This is a genomic window from Sphingomonas sp. 77B (assembly GCF_056497825.1).
This window is the reverse complement of sequence record NZ_JBWMBY010000002.1, coordinates 142,841-157,661: the sequence shown is the minus strand read 5'-3', so window position 1 is coordinate 157,661 and position 14,821 is coordinate 142,841. Positions and strand designations below refer to the sequence as shown.

Below are 14,821 nucleotides of genomic sequence, written 5' to 3'. Positions count from 1 at the left end.
TGAGCCGCCGGCGCTTCCCCGCGTCGGCGGCTCTTTTTTGCCCCCAGATCGGACAACAGACCATGCCCGGGCACAACAAACCGAGCCGCGATGTGGCGGCCGAAATCACGAACCTCATCATCGAGAAGCTGGAAGCCGGCGTCGCCCCCTGGAACCGCCCCTGGCGCTCGCGTGGGGGCAGCGGCGGGTTGCGCCCGCTGCGACACTGCGGCACCCCGTACACGGGGATCAACACGCTCTACCTGTGGGCGCTGGGCGACGTTCGCGGCTACTGCTCGCGCTTCTGGATGACCTTCCGCCAGGCCGAGGAGCTCGGCGCGCACGTCCGCAAGTGCGAACGCGGCGCGGTCTCGGTCTACTATTCCTCGTTCAAAAAGACCGAGACGAACATCGTCACCGGCCAGGAGAGCGAGAAAAACATCCGCTTCCTGCGCCATTACATCGTGTTCAACGCGGACCAGATCGACGGCCTGCCGGCCTACTTCTACGCTCCCCCGCCGATCGAGACGCCGATCTCGCCGTCGGAGCGCCAAGCGGCGATCGACGCCTTTGTCGATCCCATCCCCGCCGATGTACGCCACGGCGGTAACGAGGCGTTCTTCTCGCCCACCTTCGACTACATCCAGATGCCGTCGCCAAGCGCGTTTCGCTCGATGGACCATTATGCCAGCACCCGACTCCACGAGACGGTCCATTGGTCGGGGCACGCTTCGCGGCTCGGCCGCAAGTTCGGCAAGCGGTTCGGCGACAAGGCTTACGCCTTCGAGGAGCTTGTCGCGGAGATCGGTGCTGGCCTCGCATGCGCCGAGATCGGGCTCCCCAACGAGCTTCACGACAATCACGCCAGCTACGTCGCGCACTGGCTCGGCATCCTCCGGGCCGACAAGACCGCCATCATCCATGCAGCCTCGAAGGCGGAACAGGCCTACAACTATCTCCGCGCCTTCGGCGAGCCCGCCGCAATCGTGACCGACCAGGCCGAAGACCTCGAGGTGCCGGCTCTTCTGGAGGCGGCATGATGGACACGATCGAGCTCCAGCGGCTCGCATGTCTCTCGACCGCCCACCTTTCCGCCGATGTCGCCCGCCAGCTGGACGGCGTGGTTGCCGGCATCGCGCCGATCGCCGGAGGCGACGCGACCTGGCACAGCCTCATCGTCGCCGAGCGCTGGCGCGACTATGGCTGGTGGATCTGGGTCGGGTCGGACGGCCGCGACCGGATGCCCGACACCCTGCGCGCCTGCCTCGATGCGGCCGAGGCCGCGGGCGCCGACTGGCTTCAATTCGACCGGGACTGCGAGCCCATCGCCGCGCTCCCGACGCACGACTGGTAATCCGATCCTGCAGGAGACCCGACATGGGATGGTTATACATGCCGCGTTGCTCGATGGCCAGGCACGCCTCGCCGACGGCCTATCTCGACGACCAGTTCACCTACACCCGCGACCAGGACGACGGCTCGACCCGAGGGCTGAAGGTGATTGCCTCGTCCTGCCCAGGCAATCGCGTCTACTACGCCGCTGCGCAGGTCCTCGCGAACGGCATCGGCGGAGAAATCTTCGCGATCGTCTGCCTCGTCCGCTGGAACCCCAACGACAAGGAGGGGATGATCTTCGGCTACAAGGACAGTGCGCCGTTGCGGCGCTGAAATGGAGTATCAGTGATGATGAGGTAAGTTGAGAATGCCTCTGCTCGCCGGACTAACCTCGGGCCTCACAAGGTCTGAAATCCCGAAAGGGACGGGGAACAATAGCATGTTCGGAAAAGGCCAGATGCGTCTTAGTCGCAAATGGAGGCGATGACGGTCAGGGCAAGGTGCGTATGGTGAAGGCTACACTGCTTAAATCCCAGTCTGCAGCAATCTATATAGCGATACTGGCGAAAGCGACTGTCACGCCAGGTCCGGATGATGACAGCGGTCTCATGTCTTGGCCGCCTGTTTCTCAGCCCATCCGGTGCGCCTCTCGTCGAGGGGTTTAGTGGACGAACGGGACACCTAACCGCGCCGCATCTCCATTCAGCGTAACTACGGGATGCCCTAAACAGGCGGCTTCTGCCGGCCTGCATGGGTACGGAGCCGCCATATTACTCAAATGCCCGGGGTAATGCCCGGGACATCGACCTCTTCGGAGGCGGCGGTGCAACTGTATAAGGTCTCGAGCGATCGGGCCGAAAGCGGGGAAGACCGGGGGAAGGGCGGCAGCTGTGATTCTTCAACCACCGATCATGGGGTGTGCTGATGCTGCCAGAAACTGTGAAAGGCCGGTTGGAGGCCATTCCGGCGCTCGTTGCGTCGGGCAAAAGGGTGAATGGACTCTATCGTCTGATGGGGTCTCGCCTCCTTTGGGAGGAGGGGCTCCAGAAGATCGAATCCAACAAGGGTGCGATGACGCCGGGTATTGACGGCGAGACCTTCGCGGACTTCGGACCGGAAGACCTCGACCCGATTATCGCCAGCGTGACGGCAGGGACCTATGATCCCAAACCAGTGCGTCGGGTGTTTATCCCGAAAGGCAAGGGCAAACGGCGTCCGCTGGGCATTCCCACGCGCGACGACCGCCTCGTTCAGGAAGTGGCGCGGCAACTGCTCGAACGGATCTATGAACCGGTGTTCTCGAACGCCTCCCATGGATTCCGGCCGGGCCGGTCGTGTCATACGGCGCTTGAACACGTCAAAGCCGTATGGACGGGGGTGAAATGGCTCGTAGATGTGGATGTCGCGGGGTTCTTCGAGAACATCGACCACGACATCCTCCTGCGGCTGTTGCGGAAAAGGATCGATGACGAGAAATTCATCGGCTTGATCGGCGGCATGCTTAAGGCGGGTGTTATGGAAGACCGGGTTCACACCCGGACCTACAGCGGCACTCCGCAGGGCGGTATCGTCTCTCCAATCTTGGCCAACATCTACCTCCATGAACTCGATATGTTCATGGCGGAACGGATCGCGGCTTTCGAGAGGGGGAAGGTCCGTGCCACGAACCCGGAATATGGGCGACTGGCTGGGCGCATCCAGAAACAACGGAAGCGCGTCACCATGCTGCGGGCCAAAGACAATGTCGACGAGGTGAAGGTTGCGGCCTCCTTGGCCAAAATCCAAACCTTACTGCCGCAAAAGCGGTCCATCCCGTCGAGAGACGCGATGGACCCCGGTTATCGCCGACTTCGTTACTGTCGCTACGCGGACGACTTCATGATTGGGGTTATCGGTAGCAAGGAGGATGCACGAAGCGTGTTCGCCGAAGTCAGGGCATTCCTGACCGAGGCGCTGGCGCTCGCGGTGTCCGAGGAGAAAAGCGGTATCCGCAAGGCGAGCGATGGAGCCGCCTTCCTTGGATATGAGGTCCGCACATATACGACACGCCAACGGGTTGTCCGGAGCCGACAAGGTTCCGTCAGCTTCCTTCGTAGGCCGCCGTCGGAAGTGATGCAGCTGCATGTCCCTTGGGAGAAGGTCCACGCGTTCGCTTCTGCAAAAGGTTATGGTGATCTGTCGGTGTTGAAGCCGCGTCATCGTAGCCTGCTGCTCAGCTGCAGCGACGTTGAGATCGTCCTAGCTTACAACGCCGAATTGCGGGGTTTTGCGAACTACTATGCTCTCGCCAAGGATGTGAGCTTCAAGCTGAACAGGCTTGAGTTTCTCCAGCGGTGGAGCTTGTTCAAGACCTTGGCCAGCAAGCACAAAACCAATGTGCGAGCGGTCGTGGCCCGCATGAGGACGGGGCAGGAATTCACCATCGGCTACGACGTCGATGGCCAGCCCCGATCGGTCAAAGTCTGGAAACTGGCTCATCTGAAACGTGATCCGGCCACCTCGTCCAGGATTGATATCCAGCCTTGGACGCAGGTGTTCACCCACTCACGTACGGACTGGGTTGATCGTCAGAATGCCAAGCAATGCGAGGCTTGCGGTCGATCCGATGTTCCGTGTCAGGTGCACCATATCCGGGGGATGGCCGATGTTTCGCACCGCGGTTTTGTCGTGAGAATGAAGGTGGCACGCGCCCGCAGGACGGTGGTCCTGTGCGAGCAATGCCACTGGGATACTCACAGAGGCCGCCTGCCCGATCTACGGCAAAGTGATGGTTCGTCACAGTGGAGAGCCGCATGCGGTGAAAGCTGCACGTGCGGTTCGGCGGGGGGATCAGGGCTGACTCCATGAGCAGCACCAATCCTACCCGACTGGACGAGACGATGGGGCCGAACGAGGCATCGTGCCCCGAGACGATCCTCAAGCTGCTGACGCCGACCCAGAACGAACATGCCCTCGACTGGCGAAAACGCTGCCTCGCCAACCTGCAGCGCCGATCGCGCAAGCTCCAGGATGGGGACCGCATCAAGCTGGCCGCGCCGATGAAGTTCACCGACGGCCATGAGGGCGACGAGTTCATCGTCGAGAAGCGCGGCCGCCGGGTCGTGCTTCGCGATCCGACGAGCCGGCTCGGCTATCGCATCAGCGGCTTTATGGAACGCGCGTGGACCGTCGTGCCCCAGACAAAGGTCCACAAGACGATCTTCGCCTGACGCTCACCATCTGCGACAACCCCCGGCTATGAGACCCCCCATGACCCAGCTCGCTTCGATCCCGGTCTTCTCGACCAAGCGCCTGCTGCTCTGCAGCCGCGAGAACGCCGCTCGCGTCGCCGCGCAGATCTTTGACCAGAACCGCCGTGCCTGCGTCGTGCGGACCGGCCATCCGCTCCAGCCCTATCGCGCCGTCGAGGTGCCGACCCGGAGCGACGAGGTGGAGATGGTCCTGTGCGCCTGACCCCGCTTTGCCTCCTGCTCGGGATGCTGGCGTCGTGCGGCGCAGCGGACAGCCGCGGTGCGGCCCGGGGCGATGCCGACCAGCGAGCGCCCCGTTTCGAGGCCGAAGCGCGGGCGCTGGACGGCGACACGGTGAGCGTCGACTTCCGCCTGCTCGGCGTCGATGCTTTCGAGCGCAAGCAGCTCTGCCAGCGTGACGGCGCGTGCTGGGCGTGCGGGAAAGCCGCGCAGGACCTCGCCGCCCGGCAGGTCCGCAACGCCTCGGTCGCGTTCACGCTGACCCCCGATGAGACATACGGGCGCCCCGTGGCCACCGTCATGGTCGACGGCAAGGACCTTGGCGAGTCCATGATCCGCGCCGGTCTGGCGATCCCCGCGATGAAGTATCTCCGCCACGACCCCGAACGGGCCTCATCCTATGCGGCCGCCTACGATGCGGCCGAGCGCGGCCATGTCGGTGCCCATGCCGGAACCTGGCTCGATCCCGCGAAGTGGCGGCGCGGCGAACGACTGGAGTGCGAGCGATGACCCTCGCAGACATTCTCGGCCAGATCAGGAAGGGCGCCCGCGCGCGTCGCCCCGCCTGGCACAACGGCCTCATCTACATCTACGTGCCCGAAGGACAGGGCATGGCCGAGCCGATGCTCCGCTACCGTCAGGGCAGCGCGATCCTCGACCAGCCCTATTCGCCGCGCCGCGCCGACTGGTTCGCCGACGATTGGACGATCCTCTCGGCAGAAGAGCTGCCGGCGCTCGAGGCGCCGGTCACTCCGCCAGCGTCGGGTCCATCCACCACGACGGACCCTGCCTGAAATCGTCCGACACGACCCCGACCGGGCCATCTGGCTCGGCCGACACGTAAGGATCCATCGCGGGCATCTGTCGCACCTTGGCGCGCATCAGCTTGCCGGCAACGATGCCGCGCGCCTCCAGCAGGTCCTCGAGCCACATGAGATCGTCCAGCATCGCGACCACCCCGCGGCCCGCGAGGCAGTAGTAGATGCAACGCTGGTAATCGTCGGTCCCGTCGTTGCTGAGGATGCTCGCCAGGCGCGGCTTGCCGTCGGGATCGCCCTCATGCACCCAGACGGCCGCCTCCCGCAGCTCGCGAACCGAGTAATAGGCGTCCTCCACCGGCTTACCGATCGACGCACCCGCGATCATCCGCTGCGTGGGCGTCAGCTGCTCGTCGAACGACGCGTCGCGCAGCGTCACGTCAAGATCGAAGCGGTCGTGGAAACGCGTAGCCTTCAACTTACCCATGGCGGACCTCCTGGCGCGCAGAACGTAACGTGAACGCACCCAACCGTCAAGCGATCCGACAGAGGAGAGGGGGAGGGCGGCTGCGAACCTGAAGGGAGAGCAGAGATGCCGTTCGCCACGTCACCACAGCCACGCCAGAGCCTCTGGGGCGCCATCGTGATCGCCGAGCAGGTCCTGCCCGGTATCTGGCGCGTCGAGACTCCGACGCATGGGGGCCTGGTCCTCTCCGACGAGCGGCAAGCCGCGATGCCCGAGGCGCTCCGGCACGACGTCCCGCAGTATGAGGAAGACGTGCTCTGGTCACTTCCGGTGCTCGCGTTCGAGTCGGAGTTCGCCAACGCCGCCGCGGTCGGCACGAGTACCATGCTCCAGCTTGCCCACGACATCGCCCGCAACTGGCGGCCGGACGCCTATGCTGCCTTCACGGGCACGACCATCGAGCCGCGGGAGAGCCACGTCATGCGCAGGCGGGCGGCCTACGAGGCTTTGATCGGCAGCGTCGTTGTCACCTCGGCATCCGGCTCCTGGGCGGAATGGGTGCCGGACGGGAAAGTCGGCGTGGTCGGCCGCAAGGTCGCCTCCGTCGATTATCTCGGGTGGCCGACCTACGAAGGTCCGGAGCATCGCGGACTCGTAGCAGCCGATCGCTACGACAGCGGCAAGAGCCCCAACGCGTTCGCCGCGCTCGACGTCGAACCGCTATCATGACGATCGAGATTGTCGTCGGGCTCCCGCACCTCAACGAGGGGCCGATCCTGCAACGTGCGCGCCTGCTCCAGCAGCCGGTGCTCATCTCCGCGAACTGCCTGTCCCGCTGGTCCCGCGCGCGGGGCTGGCCCGCTTGGCAGGGCTTCCAGACGCAGATGCTCCGCAACGCGCACGGACTGCCGAGCCTAGACCTCGACAGTGGGGGTTATGTCTGCGCCGTCCGGTATGGCGGAATGCCGTGGACCGTCGATCAATACATGGCGCTCGCCGCTTCCTATCCATTCCGCCGTTTCGCCAGTATCGATTGGTGCGTCGAACCCGAGCTCGCCGGCGACCGCGAGGCCGTCCTCGACCGCATCTCGCGCACTATCCGGGCGAACCGCGACTGCCGCGATCGCGCGCTCGACCTCGGCATCATCGACCGCTTCATGCCGGTGATCCAAGGCCGTCGCCCCGACGATTACATCCGCTGCGCGGACGCGCTGAGCTGGTCGCTCGTCCCCGGCACCGTGATCGGGGTTGGAAGCATGTGCCGACGTGAGATCAGCGGACCCGAGGGCCTCGTTGCCGTTATCGAGCATCTCGACCGCCACTTACCGGCATCGATCCGGCTGCACGCCTTCGGCGTGAAGGGCTCCGCGCTCCCGTATCTGACACCCTTCGCGCATCGGCTCGCCTCGATCGACTCCCAGGCCTACGGCATCGCCGCCCGTCACGACGCGCGGCGCCGGCGGGTCTCCAAGAGCGATGAGCTCGTGGCGACCCACCTGGAGCGCTGGACCCGCGTTCAGCTCGCCCGCCTCAGCGAGCCTGCGAAACGGCTCCCCCTCATCGCACCGTCGCCCGACGTGCCAGCGACGAGCGATCCTTGGGAGGCGGCCATCGTTGCGGCTCGGGCGGAGATCCGCGCGCTGATCGAGAGCGGCGACCTGGACCACGACGGGGTCACGGAAGCCTGGGTCGAGCAATGGGCGGCCGATCTCTATCGGGACCGCCGGTTGGCGGCCTGAGCGAGGCGAGGGGGAGGGGGGAGGGCGGCCGAGCAAGCGACGATGAGCCCGCGCCGGACCCCAAGGAGATCCCCATGCACTTCTCTCCCGTCACAGAGCGCGTCTTCCGGCACGCGCACATGGCTTGCGGCATCGGCTCCGGCGCGCGCGGCTTCAACGGCGCGCAGCCGCGGGTCGGCCATCTACGCGCCCGCTTCGAATGCGCCGGCGGGATCGACGTCGATCCCGGAGCCATCCGCAACTTCGAACGCCTGACCGGGGTCAAGGGCACGGTCATGGACCTGTTCAACCGGGAGCAGTACCGCGCGTTCCACGGCCGCGATCCCGGACCCGATTGGCGGGAAGCGATCCCCGCCGACGTCCGCGCCGTGTTCAGCCACGTCGACGTCTGCCTCGCATCCTACCCTTGCAAGGGCTTCAGCTCCCTCCTGTCGCAAGCAGTCAGCCTCACCGCGAAGTACCAGGCGCTGAACGCGCTGACCTTGCGGGGGATGTGGCTCACGCTCGAGGCGTACAAGGACGACCCGATCCCGATCCTGCTGTTCGAGAACGTGCCCCGGATCGCCACGCGCGGGCGCTGGCTGCTCGACCAGATCATCGCCCTGCTCCACGCCTACGGCTACAGCGTGAACGAGGATGTTCACGACTGCGGCCTGATCGGCAACCTTGCGCAAAGCCGGAAACGCTTCCTCCTGATCGCGCGCCATCCCGACAAGGTGCCGCCCTTCATCTACCAGCCCCGGCTCTACCCCCTGCGCGGCGTCGGTGAAGTGATCGGCGAGCTGCCCCTCCCGGGCGACCCGCGCGCAGGCTCGATGCACCGCGTTCCCGCGCTGCAGTGGAAGACCTGGGTGCGCCTCGCCTTCGTCGAGGCCGGCTCCGACTGGCGCTCGCTCAACCGGCTTCGCGTCGAGAACGGCGTGCTTGCCGATTACGGCATCGTCCCCGAGCCCGACATGTGCGAGAACGCCTATGGCGTCTGCCGCTGGGAGGACCGCGGCCCGCTCGTGACCAGCGCGCGCGCCCCGGGGCAGGGCCGCTTCTCCGTCGCGGACCCCCGGCCGTTCACGACGCGCGAAGGCTCGGGCTTCCTCGGCGTGAACAACTGGATCGGCCATGTCGGGACGATCAGCAGCCGCGGGGGGCCGACCAACGGTAGCTATGCCATCGCCGACCCGCGTCCGGGCTATGGGCCCGCCACGCACACCAACCTGCTGTCGGTGACGTCGTTCGACCAGTCGACCCGCGTCGTCAGCGGCGCGGTCCACGTCGCAGGGGGCGCGCTCAGCGTCGCCGATCCGCGCTATGGCGAGAAGCGGGACTGTACCCTCGGCGTCCTTTCCTGGTCGATGCCGACCGGCGTCGTTCAGGGCAAGAGCGGGTCGACCAACGGCACCTTCTCGATCGCGGACCCGCGCCCGGCCTACGGGCCGGACACCCACCGTCATGTTCTCGGAGTCCATGCCTGGTCGGCCGCGAGCGGCGTGGTCACGGGCAATCCCAAGCCGACGGGCGGCGCGCACTGCGTCGCCGACCCCCGGATCGACGGACATCCGTCGAGCGTCCAGTGCGGGGTCCGCGAGTGGGCGAGGCCCGCCGGTGTCGTCACCGGAAATATGTGGGTCGGCTCAGGCCCGAACGCGATCGCGGACCCGCGCATCGAGGGCAAGCCGCGCTTCAACAACACCTTCCGCATCGTCCCCTTCGACGGCGCATCCGCGGCCATCGCCGGACCCGGCGGACCTGGTGGAGGCCTCGCCGTCGCCGACCCGCGCGCGCCGGAGGGTCGCCACGTCAACGGCAAGTACCGCGTCACGGGCTATCGCTCGGCCGCGAACGCCGTCATCGGCGCGAGCACCACCGGCATGGGCGCTTTCGTCGTCGCCGACCCCAAATACGCCGGCGTCTCGCTCGGCGCACACGCCAACAAGATGCGCGTCGTATCGGCCGCCGCCGCCTGCCCGACCGTGACGGGATCGGACAGGGTCGGCTCCGGCGCGCTCTCCGTCGCGGACCCGAGGCCGACGTGCCTGATGCGCGCCGATCGCGACAAGTACCTGACCCAGGGCCACTACGGCGTGGTCGGCTGGAGCGGCTCGACCGGCGCGGTGCCCGCATCCGCCAAGGACAACTCCGGCCCATGGTCGATCGCCGACCCGCGCGAGCCGATCCTCGACGAGGCGCCCGTCGCGCTCCCGAATCCGGACGACCGACTGGTCGCCCGCATCGTCGCGATGGATCAGACCTGGCATCGGCCGTTCACCACGCTCGAACTCGCGGCCCTGCAGGCGATCGTCAGCGCGCGCGACTTCTTCGACCTGCTCGGCGGGTCGGACGCCCAGCGACGCGAATGGATCGGAAACGCCATTCCCGCGGATTCCGCGCGCGGCATGGCGGAGACGATCGGCGAGACGCTGCTCCTCGCCGGGACCGGCAAGACCTTCACGCTCTCGGCGCGCGACATCTGGGTGAAGCCGGGCGCGCTCGCCCTGACCATCGACAGCCGCCAACCCGCGTTCGAGATGGACGGGTTCGACACCAGCACGCTCGCGGGAACCCTTCAATGAGCGCCCGCAGCAATCGTGCCGAGGTCCGCAACCCGGTTCTTCTGCTACCCGCGGTCCAGGCTCTCCGTCGCCTCGACCCCGAGGCCAGGATCGCCCTGCAGCGACTTCTCCTGGAAATCCGCGACGAAGCGCGCCTGAAGGCGGACAAGAGCTGGCATACGCGCAAGCCTCCCGTCGCCGCCTACTGGGCCGCGTGCGCGGTCTACGCCGGCCACATCGCCCGAAGCATCGGCCCGGCCCCGCGTCGCCGATAATCCGCGACCCTTAAGGAGACCATCATGCACATCGAATTGCGCAAGCTGCGCGTCGTCGCCGCCCTGTCCGAAGAGACAGCCTGCTATACCGCCGAGATCTGGATCGACGGCGTCCGGAGCTTCGCCGCCAGCAACCGCGGCCATGGGGGTGCCGACGACTATCACCGGCTCGGGTCCGTCACCGAGGCCGAGGTCAACGACTGGCTGCGGGCGAACCGGACCGTCCGCGTCTACCGCGGCGTGACGCTCGAGCCGAACCTCGAGCACGAGGTCGCGCATCTGATGGACGTCGCCGAGCAGACCAAGGCCATAAGGCGGAGGCTGCGGACCAGCGTCATCACCATCGAGAGCGGCGCGGTCTACACCTACCCCCTGAGGGGCAGGCCTCCCGCGGCGATTATCGCGGCGATCCGCAAAAGCAAACCCGATGCCGAGGTTCTCAACGATGGGGACGAGGCTGTCATCACGCGCGCCGTCGAGCTGCTCCTGATCCAGGACGACGCCCCGGAAGCAGGCTAGAGCCCGACCACCTTGAAGCAGGGGCAAAGCCCCTGGCTTACAACCCTATACTGGCTTTCCGGATAGACCGCGCACCCCAACGCCGCGAGGACGTGGATCACATCGCGCGACAGACGTGCCGCCTCCCGGCCGACCGGCCGAGCCGCAGATCCGGACGGCGACACCGGGAACGTGCCGTCACACGTACAGCGCATCAGCGTGTCGCCGACGACACTGAACTGCTCGGGAGCGGCGTGAAGCGTCGCCGTCACCATCGCGTCGATGACCAGGTCGCCACGCTGACGCGCTGCAAAACTCCGATGCACGCCCTCGCCGACGATGTAGTGGTCGGGCAGGTTGGGGATCACCACCCGGCTTACCCTGATCGGTCCCGCCGCAATCTCCCGCTGGCGGAGCTGGACGGCCCGGATCATCCTGTCGTGGTTCCAGGGCTGCGCGAGGACGAACTTCGCCTCGATCGATACCGGATCGCTGCGCAGCGGCACGATCCTTTCCACGACCAGCGCCTGCAGCGCTTCGGCCACCACCTCGACGTGGAACGGTCCGACGACCGTCAGAATGCCCGTTGCAGCAGGCCCCAGACTTCGCGCCGTCTCGCCCTCTGCGGTGATCCCAGGCAAACGGACGTCCATGACGCCCCCTTGCCAACACGACAAAAGGCTGAGCGCGGCCAATCGATACCCCCCATCAACAGCATCCGAATTGGATGTAACTTCTTAACGCGCGCCAATCCACTTACAACGTCGTCATTCCCCGTTCAGTTACCACGGTTCCCCTGAACACCGCGCCAAAAGGGGAGGGGGGCCTGGCCGATCGAGCTCGTGAGGAGCTCGAGGAGCTTCGGTATGACCTACGACGTCGCGTTCCGCCACCAGCAGGCGCTCGATCCCAGCGCCCTGACCACGATCACGACAGCGCTGCACGCCATCCAGGCAGCGATCACCGACTGCCGGAACGCCGGCAAGGATGTCGAGACGGATAGCGCCGTTATCCTGCTGACCCGTCATCTGGCCGCCGTCTCCGCCGACCGCGCCGAGGACGCCGTGCTGCGCCAACACTGCATGACCGAGATCGCCGAGTTACGCCGCTTCCCGGCGCTCCGGACGCTCGCCTATCGCGGGGTCGCCTACGACGAGGCGGCGAAGCGCGTCTTCCATGCCGAGGGACGTACCGCGATGCGCCGCCTCGCAGAGGCGCTCTGCCTCGACGAGGGCGGCTACGACATCCGCTCGAACAAGGCCGGTCCCGCGGTTTCGGGAGAGATCACGCTCCACGGCGAGGAAGTCTGGGTGCAGCTGTCGCTCAGCGCACTCGGGCCGGACAACGAGATCATCTACCGGCGCGTGCGCGGGCGCAGCGACCATCTGGGGGATCGGAACCGACGGGCGTCTGTCCGGGACCTGCTCGCCCCCGACAGGTTCGCGGCACGCATCCGCACCGAGCTCGCCCTCACCCCGCCGGTCGCCGAGCCGGCACGCCTCTTCGCCTGACGGAGGTCCCCATGCAGATCGTCTGCACGCGCACCCGCTCCGCGGGTGCCGAACCCCTGTACCAGTACCTGCTCCTCGTTCCCTTCGACCAGCTCTCCTACGAGCGGCAGGATTGCATCCACTACCGGACAGACTTCGGGGGCAAGCGCCACGGCGGTCCGCATGCGCGTCTGCCCGAGGTCATTGCGCCGATCGACTATCTCCGCCTGCCGCCGGGCCTAGAGAAGCACCGCCTGGGTAGAGAGATCTATCGCGTGGGGCGCCGCATCGAGGCCCTGCTGGTGACGGGCCTCTATCCCGAAATGATCTACCCAGTCGTCCCGCCGCTGTGCCGCGCCCTGGAGGAACTCGACGACGGGCAGATCTTCACGCGCACCGACGACCTGACGGGCCGCTTCGCCGAACTTGCCGCACGGCTCGATACGCTCACCGCAGCCGACCTTGGCCTGGATCGGCTGCGAAAGGCCGCGGCATGACTCCGCCCGACGCCAAGGCGCAGATCACGGCCGACTTCTGCGAGATGGTCCGCCTGCTCCGCCAGATCGACCCGCCCGAGCGGCACCGCTGGGAGGTCGATCCACTCGCCCTGCACTGGTATCGAGGCGACGCGATCGCGTCGGTCGCTCACGGCGCCCCGATCACGCTGCGGCTGCACCCCCGCAACGACGACACCCCTGCGCAGCTGAGCGTCGAACTTCGCCTTTTCTGGCGCATCGCATCCGACCCCGAGCCCGAGGGCGCACCACTGCGCGCCGTCCTTCGCGCGGAGCATGGGCGGCAGATCGGCCACCAGGCCACATCGCTGCTCGACGCCTCGCAACTGCAGCTCGCCGGCGACACTCCAGCCATGCTCTACGCGCGCACCGCCCCCCACCTCGATCGTGCCCTCGCGCGCTACCGCGCCTTCGCGGCGCGTCGGTTCAGCCGAGATTGACCATGGACGATCGCTTCGACCCAAGCGACGCCGCGACCTGGATCGCGCGCGGCCGCTCGCCCGAGCACGCCGAAGCCCTGGCGCAGGCATGGCGCGACTTCCCCGACCTACCGCCGACTGCCGCCCTCGAGGACCGCATGGCGCGAACCCGCGCGCGCGTGGTCGCGATGCGCCCGGTCAATGACGCCATCCAGCTGGCATCGGAAGCCGAACGACAGCGGCGGAATTTCCTCCACGTCGAAAGCAAGGCCGCCAGTGGTTCGATCGGCGACAGCGACCTCGCGATCCTGCGCAGCCGCGACACCTATGGCTACGACTGGGATACGGCCGTCTGCTACAGCCGGGGATGGTACGCGGCCCACGCCGGATGGACCCACGGCGGACCGGACATCAGCAGCCGGCTGCCCGCGCACCGCGCCGCCTACGACCGCGGCTTCACCGATGGCGGGGGGGATACGGACGATCTGTTCGACGCCGCGCGCCGACGCAACGTAGCCGCCGAACGGACCGGCAACCAGCCGCGCCCGCTCGCGCCCGCACTCGCCGCACGGCCACTTCCGAGCAGCTGGCCCAAGCCATCCGACGAACCGCGCCCGGTACGCTGGACCCGCCGCCTCCTGATCCTCGCTGACGATCCCGCGCTCGGGAACGGGCCGACCGCGGCGCTGGTCGACCAGATACGCGCAAGGCCCGAGGCCGAGGGATTGAACATCATCGTGCTGAGCGCCGCCGACGGCTTCAGCACGACGATCACGCCGGACGCGCCGCCACTGACCACCGGCCGGTGTCAGGCCCTCGCGCGCGACGCGCAACAGACGGCACGCCTCCGGACGCTCGTCGCCGACATGACGATCGACGACATCCTGATCGCCGCGCCCGACAATGCGATGGCCGTCGTCGACGCCCACGCCGCCGCGCTGCCGCTGTGCCGGACGATGGAGCGGACCCGGAACACGATCCTGCAGCAGCGCGCCCACCTACGGACGTGGCTCGATCGCGCCGCGACAGGCGACGGCAATGTCGGCGCGGGCCACATACGCTGGAGCAAGCTCGCCAAGGGCCTGAGCGGCAAGCTCGGCGAGGTCACCGTCCGCTACGCCGGCAAGGCCCAGGACCATCCCGGCCACATCATCGTCGTCGAAACATCGGGAACACCGGCGCTCGGCTTCGTCACAGCGGATGGTCGCCCGCTCAATCCGCACATCACCTTCGGGAACAAGTCGCGCATGCGTCAGGAAATGGCAACGGCGCTGCGCGCCTTCGGTGGTGCGACGAGACTCGCGCCGACGCTCTTCGCAACCGCCGCCTGA

General features: G+C 67.0%; 19 protein-coding genes. 17 read left to right on the top strand and 2 right to left on the bottom strand.

Annotation, left to right across the window (positions count from 1 at the left end):
- Positions 1–62: 62 nt before the first annotated feature.
- From AC1GI4_RS18080 to AC1GI4_RS18045, 8 genes are all read left to right on the top strand, one after another.
- Positions 63–1,019, top strand: coding sequence for an ArdC family protein (locus AC1GI4_RS18080; RefSeq protein ID WP_479630522.1), 957 nt, complete (start codon positions 63–65; stop codon positions 1,017–1,019).
- Positions 1,016–1,333, top strand: a complete 318-nt coding sequence (locus AC1GI4_RS18075) for a DUF5983 family protein (protein ID WP_479630520.1) — start codon at positions 1,016–1,018, stop codon at positions 1,331–1,333. The genes AC1GI4_RS18080 and AC1GI4_RS18075 overlap by 4 nt, the downstream gene beginning before the upstream one ends.
- Before the next feature lie 23 nt (positions 1,334–1,356).
- Positions 1,357–1,647, top strand: a complete 291-nt coding sequence (locus AC1GI4_RS18070; RefSeq protein WP_479630519.1) for a hypothetical protein — start codon at positions 1,357–1,359, stop codon at positions 1,645–1,647.
- A gap of 591 nt (positions 1,648–2,238) precedes the next feature.
- Positions 2,239–4,161 (top strand): reverse transcriptase domain-containing protein, encoded by a 1,923-nt coding sequence (locus AC1GI4_RS18065; protein ID WP_479630518.1) that lies wholly within the window; start codon positions 2,239–2,241, stop codon positions 4,159–4,161.
- Positions 4,158–4,523, top strand: coding sequence for a DUF6927 domain-containing protein (locus AC1GI4_RS18060; RefSeq protein ID WP_479630517.1), 366 nt, complete (start codon positions 4,158–4,160; stop codon positions 4,521–4,523). The genes AC1GI4_RS18065 and AC1GI4_RS18060 overlap by 4 nt, the downstream gene beginning before the upstream one ends.
- 40 nt (positions 4,524–4,563) lie before the next feature.
- Positions 4,564–4,767 (top strand): hypothetical protein, encoded by a 204-nt coding sequence (locus tag AC1GI4_RS18055; RefSeq protein WP_479630516.1) that lies wholly within the window; start codon positions 4,564–4,566, stop codon positions 4,765–4,767.
- 23 nt (positions 4,768–4,790) lie between these two features.
- Positions 4,791–5,294, top strand: a complete 504-nt coding sequence (locus AC1GI4_RS18050) for a thermonuclease family protein (RefSeq protein WP_479630540.1) — start codon at positions 4,791–4,793, stop codon at positions 5,292–5,294.
- Positions 5,291–5,578, top strand: coding sequence for a Thoeris anti-defense Tad2 family protein (locus AC1GI4_RS18045; RefSeq protein ID WP_479630515.1), 288 nt, complete (start codon positions 5,291–5,293; stop codon positions 5,576–5,578). The genes AC1GI4_RS18050 and AC1GI4_RS18045 overlap by 4 nt, the downstream gene beginning before the upstream one ends.
- Here the strand turns inward: AC1GI4_RS18045 and AC1GI4_RS18040 are convergent.
- Positions 5,532–6,029, bottom strand: a complete 498-nt coding sequence (locus AC1GI4_RS18040; RefSeq protein ID WP_479630514.1) for a hypothetical protein — start codon at positions 6,027–6,029, stop codon at positions 5,532–5,534. The two genes, AC1GI4_RS18045 and AC1GI4_RS18040, sit on opposite strands and share 47 nt — an antisense overlap.
- Before the next feature lie 105 nt (positions 6,030–6,134).
- Between AC1GI4_RS18040 and AC1GI4_RS18035 the strand changes: the two genes are divergently transcribed.
- The 5 genes from AC1GI4_RS18035 to AC1GI4_RS18015 all read left to right on the top strand — a co-directional run bounded on the left by AC1GI4_RS18035 (position 6,135) and on the right by AC1GI4_RS18015 (position 11,087).
- A complete protein-coding gene (locus AC1GI4_RS18035) occupies positions 6,135–6,737 on the top strand; it encodes a DUF7007 domain-containing protein (protein ID WP_479630513.1) in 603 nt (200 codons plus the stop codon).
- Entirely contained in the window at positions 6,734–7,747 is a 1,014-nt protein-coding gene (locus tag AC1GI4_RS18030) for a deazapurine DNA modification protein DpdA family protein (RefSeq protein WP_479630512.1), read from the top strand. The genes AC1GI4_RS18035 and AC1GI4_RS18030 overlap by 4 nt, the downstream gene beginning before the upstream one ends.
- A gap of 74 nt (positions 7,748–7,821) precedes the next feature.
- Complete coding sequence (locus AC1GI4_RS18025; RefSeq protein WP_479630511.1) at positions 7,822–10,314, top strand: DNA cytosine methyltransferase; 2,493 nt, start codon at positions 7,822–7,824, stop codon at positions 10,312–10,314.
- Positions 10,311–10,568 (top strand): hypothetical protein, encoded by a 258-nt coding sequence (locus AC1GI4_RS18020; RefSeq protein ID WP_479630510.1) that lies wholly within the window; start codon positions 10,311–10,313, stop codon positions 10,566–10,568. Before AC1GI4_RS18025 ends, AC1GI4_RS18020 begins: the two co-directional genes overlap by 4 nt.
- Before the next feature lie 24 nt (positions 10,569–10,592).
- Positions 10,593–11,087 (top strand): hypothetical protein, encoded by a 495-nt coding sequence (locus tag AC1GI4_RS18015; protein WP_479630509.1) that lies wholly within the window; start codon positions 10,593–10,595, stop codon positions 11,085–11,087.
- Here AC1GI4_RS18015 and AC1GI4_RS18010 read toward each other — a convergent pair.
- Entirely contained in the window at positions 11,084–11,719 is a 636-nt protein-coding gene (locus AC1GI4_RS18010) for a hypothetical protein (RefSeq protein WP_479630508.1), read from the bottom strand. The two genes, AC1GI4_RS18015 and AC1GI4_RS18010, sit on opposite strands and share 4 nt — an antisense overlap.
- A 213-nt stretch (positions 11,720–11,932) precedes the next feature.
- On the opposite strand from AC1GI4_RS18010, the gene AC1GI4_RS18005 reads away from it, so the two are divergent.
- Genes AC1GI4_RS18005 through AC1GI4_RS17990 form a run of 4 tightly spaced genes read left to right on the top strand, consistent with a single transcriptional unit; the run spans position 11,933 to position 14,821 of the window.
- Entirely contained in the window at positions 11,933–12,577 is a 645-nt protein-coding gene (locus tag AC1GI4_RS18005) for a hypothetical protein (RefSeq protein ID WP_479630507.1), read from the top strand.
- Between the two features lie 11 nt (positions 12,578–12,588).
- Entirely contained in the window at positions 12,589–13,053 is a 465-nt protein-coding gene (locus tag AC1GI4_RS18000) for a hypothetical protein (RefSeq protein WP_479630506.1), read from the top strand.
- The gene (locus AC1GI4_RS17995; RefSeq protein ID WP_479630505.1) at positions 13,050–13,511 is read left to right on the top strand and encodes a hypothetical protein; all 462 of its coding nucleotides are present in this window, start codon (positions 13,050–13,052) and stop codon (positions 13,509–13,511) included. Before AC1GI4_RS18000 ends, AC1GI4_RS17995 begins: the two co-directional genes overlap by 4 nt.
- Before the next feature lie 2 nt (positions 13,512–13,513).
- A complete protein-coding gene (locus tag AC1GI4_RS17990; RefSeq protein WP_479630504.1) occupies positions 13,514–14,821 on the top strand; it encodes a hypothetical protein in 1,308 nt (435 codons plus the stop codon).

Coding starts and splice junctions, on each gene's coding strand:
- AC1GI4_RS18080 (WP_479630522.1), top strand. CDS start 63: ATGCCCGGGCACAACAAACCGAGCCGCGATGTGGCGGCCGAAATCACG.
- AC1GI4_RS18075 (WP_479630520.1), top strand. CDS start 1,016: ATGATGGACACGATCGAGCTCCAGCGGCTCGCATGTCTCTCGACCGCC.
- AC1GI4_RS18070 (WP_479630519.1), top strand. CDS start 1,357: ATGGGATGGTTATACATGCCGCGTTGCTCGATGGCCAGGCACGCCTCG.
- AC1GI4_RS18065 (WP_479630518.1), top strand. CDS start 2,239: ATGCTGCCAGAAACTGTGAAAGGCCGGTTGGAGGCCATTCCGGCGCTC.
- AC1GI4_RS18060 (WP_479630517.1), top strand. CDS start 4,158: ATGAGCAGCACCAATCCTACCCGACTGGACGAGACGATGGGGCCGAAC.
- AC1GI4_RS18055 (WP_479630516.1), top strand. CDS start 4,564: ATGACCCAGCTCGCTTCGATCCCGGTCTTCTCGACCAAGCGCCTGCTG.
- AC1GI4_RS18050 (WP_479630540.1), top strand. CDS start 4,791: ATGCTGGCGTCGTGCGGCGCAGCGGACAGCCGCGGTGCGGCCCGGGGC.
- AC1GI4_RS18045 (WP_479630515.1), top strand. CDS start 5,291: ATGACCCTCGCAGACATTCTCGGCCAGATCAGGAAGGGCGCCCGCGCG.
- AC1GI4_RS18040 (WP_479630514.1), bottom strand. CDS start 6,029: ATGGGTAAGTTGAAGGCTACGCGTTTCCACGACCGCTTCGATCTTGAC.
- AC1GI4_RS18035 (WP_479630513.1), top strand. CDS start 6,135: ATGCCGTTCGCCACGTCACCACAGCCACGCCAGAGCCTCTGGGGCGCC.
- AC1GI4_RS18030 (WP_479630512.1), top strand. CDS start 6,734: ATGACGATCGAGATTGTCGTCGGGCTCCCGCACCTCAACGAGGGGCCG.
- AC1GI4_RS18025 (WP_479630511.1), top strand. CDS start 7,822: ATGCACTTCTCTCCCGTCACAGAGCGCGTCTTCCGGCACGCGCACATG.
- AC1GI4_RS18020 (WP_479630510.1), top strand. CDS start 10,311: ATGAGCGCCCGCAGCAATCGTGCCGAGGTCCGCAACCCGGTTCTTCTG.
- AC1GI4_RS18015 (WP_479630509.1), top strand. CDS start 10,593: ATGCACATCGAATTGCGCAAGCTGCGCGTCGTCGCCGCCCTGTCCGAA.
- AC1GI4_RS18010 (WP_479630508.1), bottom strand. CDS start 11,719: ATGGACGTCCGTTTGCCTGGGATCACCGCAGAGGGCGAGACGGCGCGA.
- AC1GI4_RS18005 (WP_479630507.1), top strand. CDS start 11,933: ATGACCTACGACGTCGCGTTCCGCCACCAGCAGGCGCTCGATCCCAGC.
- AC1GI4_RS18000 (WP_479630506.1), top strand. CDS start 12,589: ATGCAGATCGTCTGCACGCGCACCCGCTCCGCGGGTGCCGAACCCCTG.
- AC1GI4_RS17995 (WP_479630505.1), top strand. CDS start 13,050: ATGACTCCGCCCGACGCCAAGGCGCAGATCACGGCCGACTTCTGCGAG.
- AC1GI4_RS17990 (WP_479630504.1), top strand. CDS start 13,514: ATGGACGATCGCTTCGACCCAAGCGACGCCGCGACCTGGATCGCGCGC.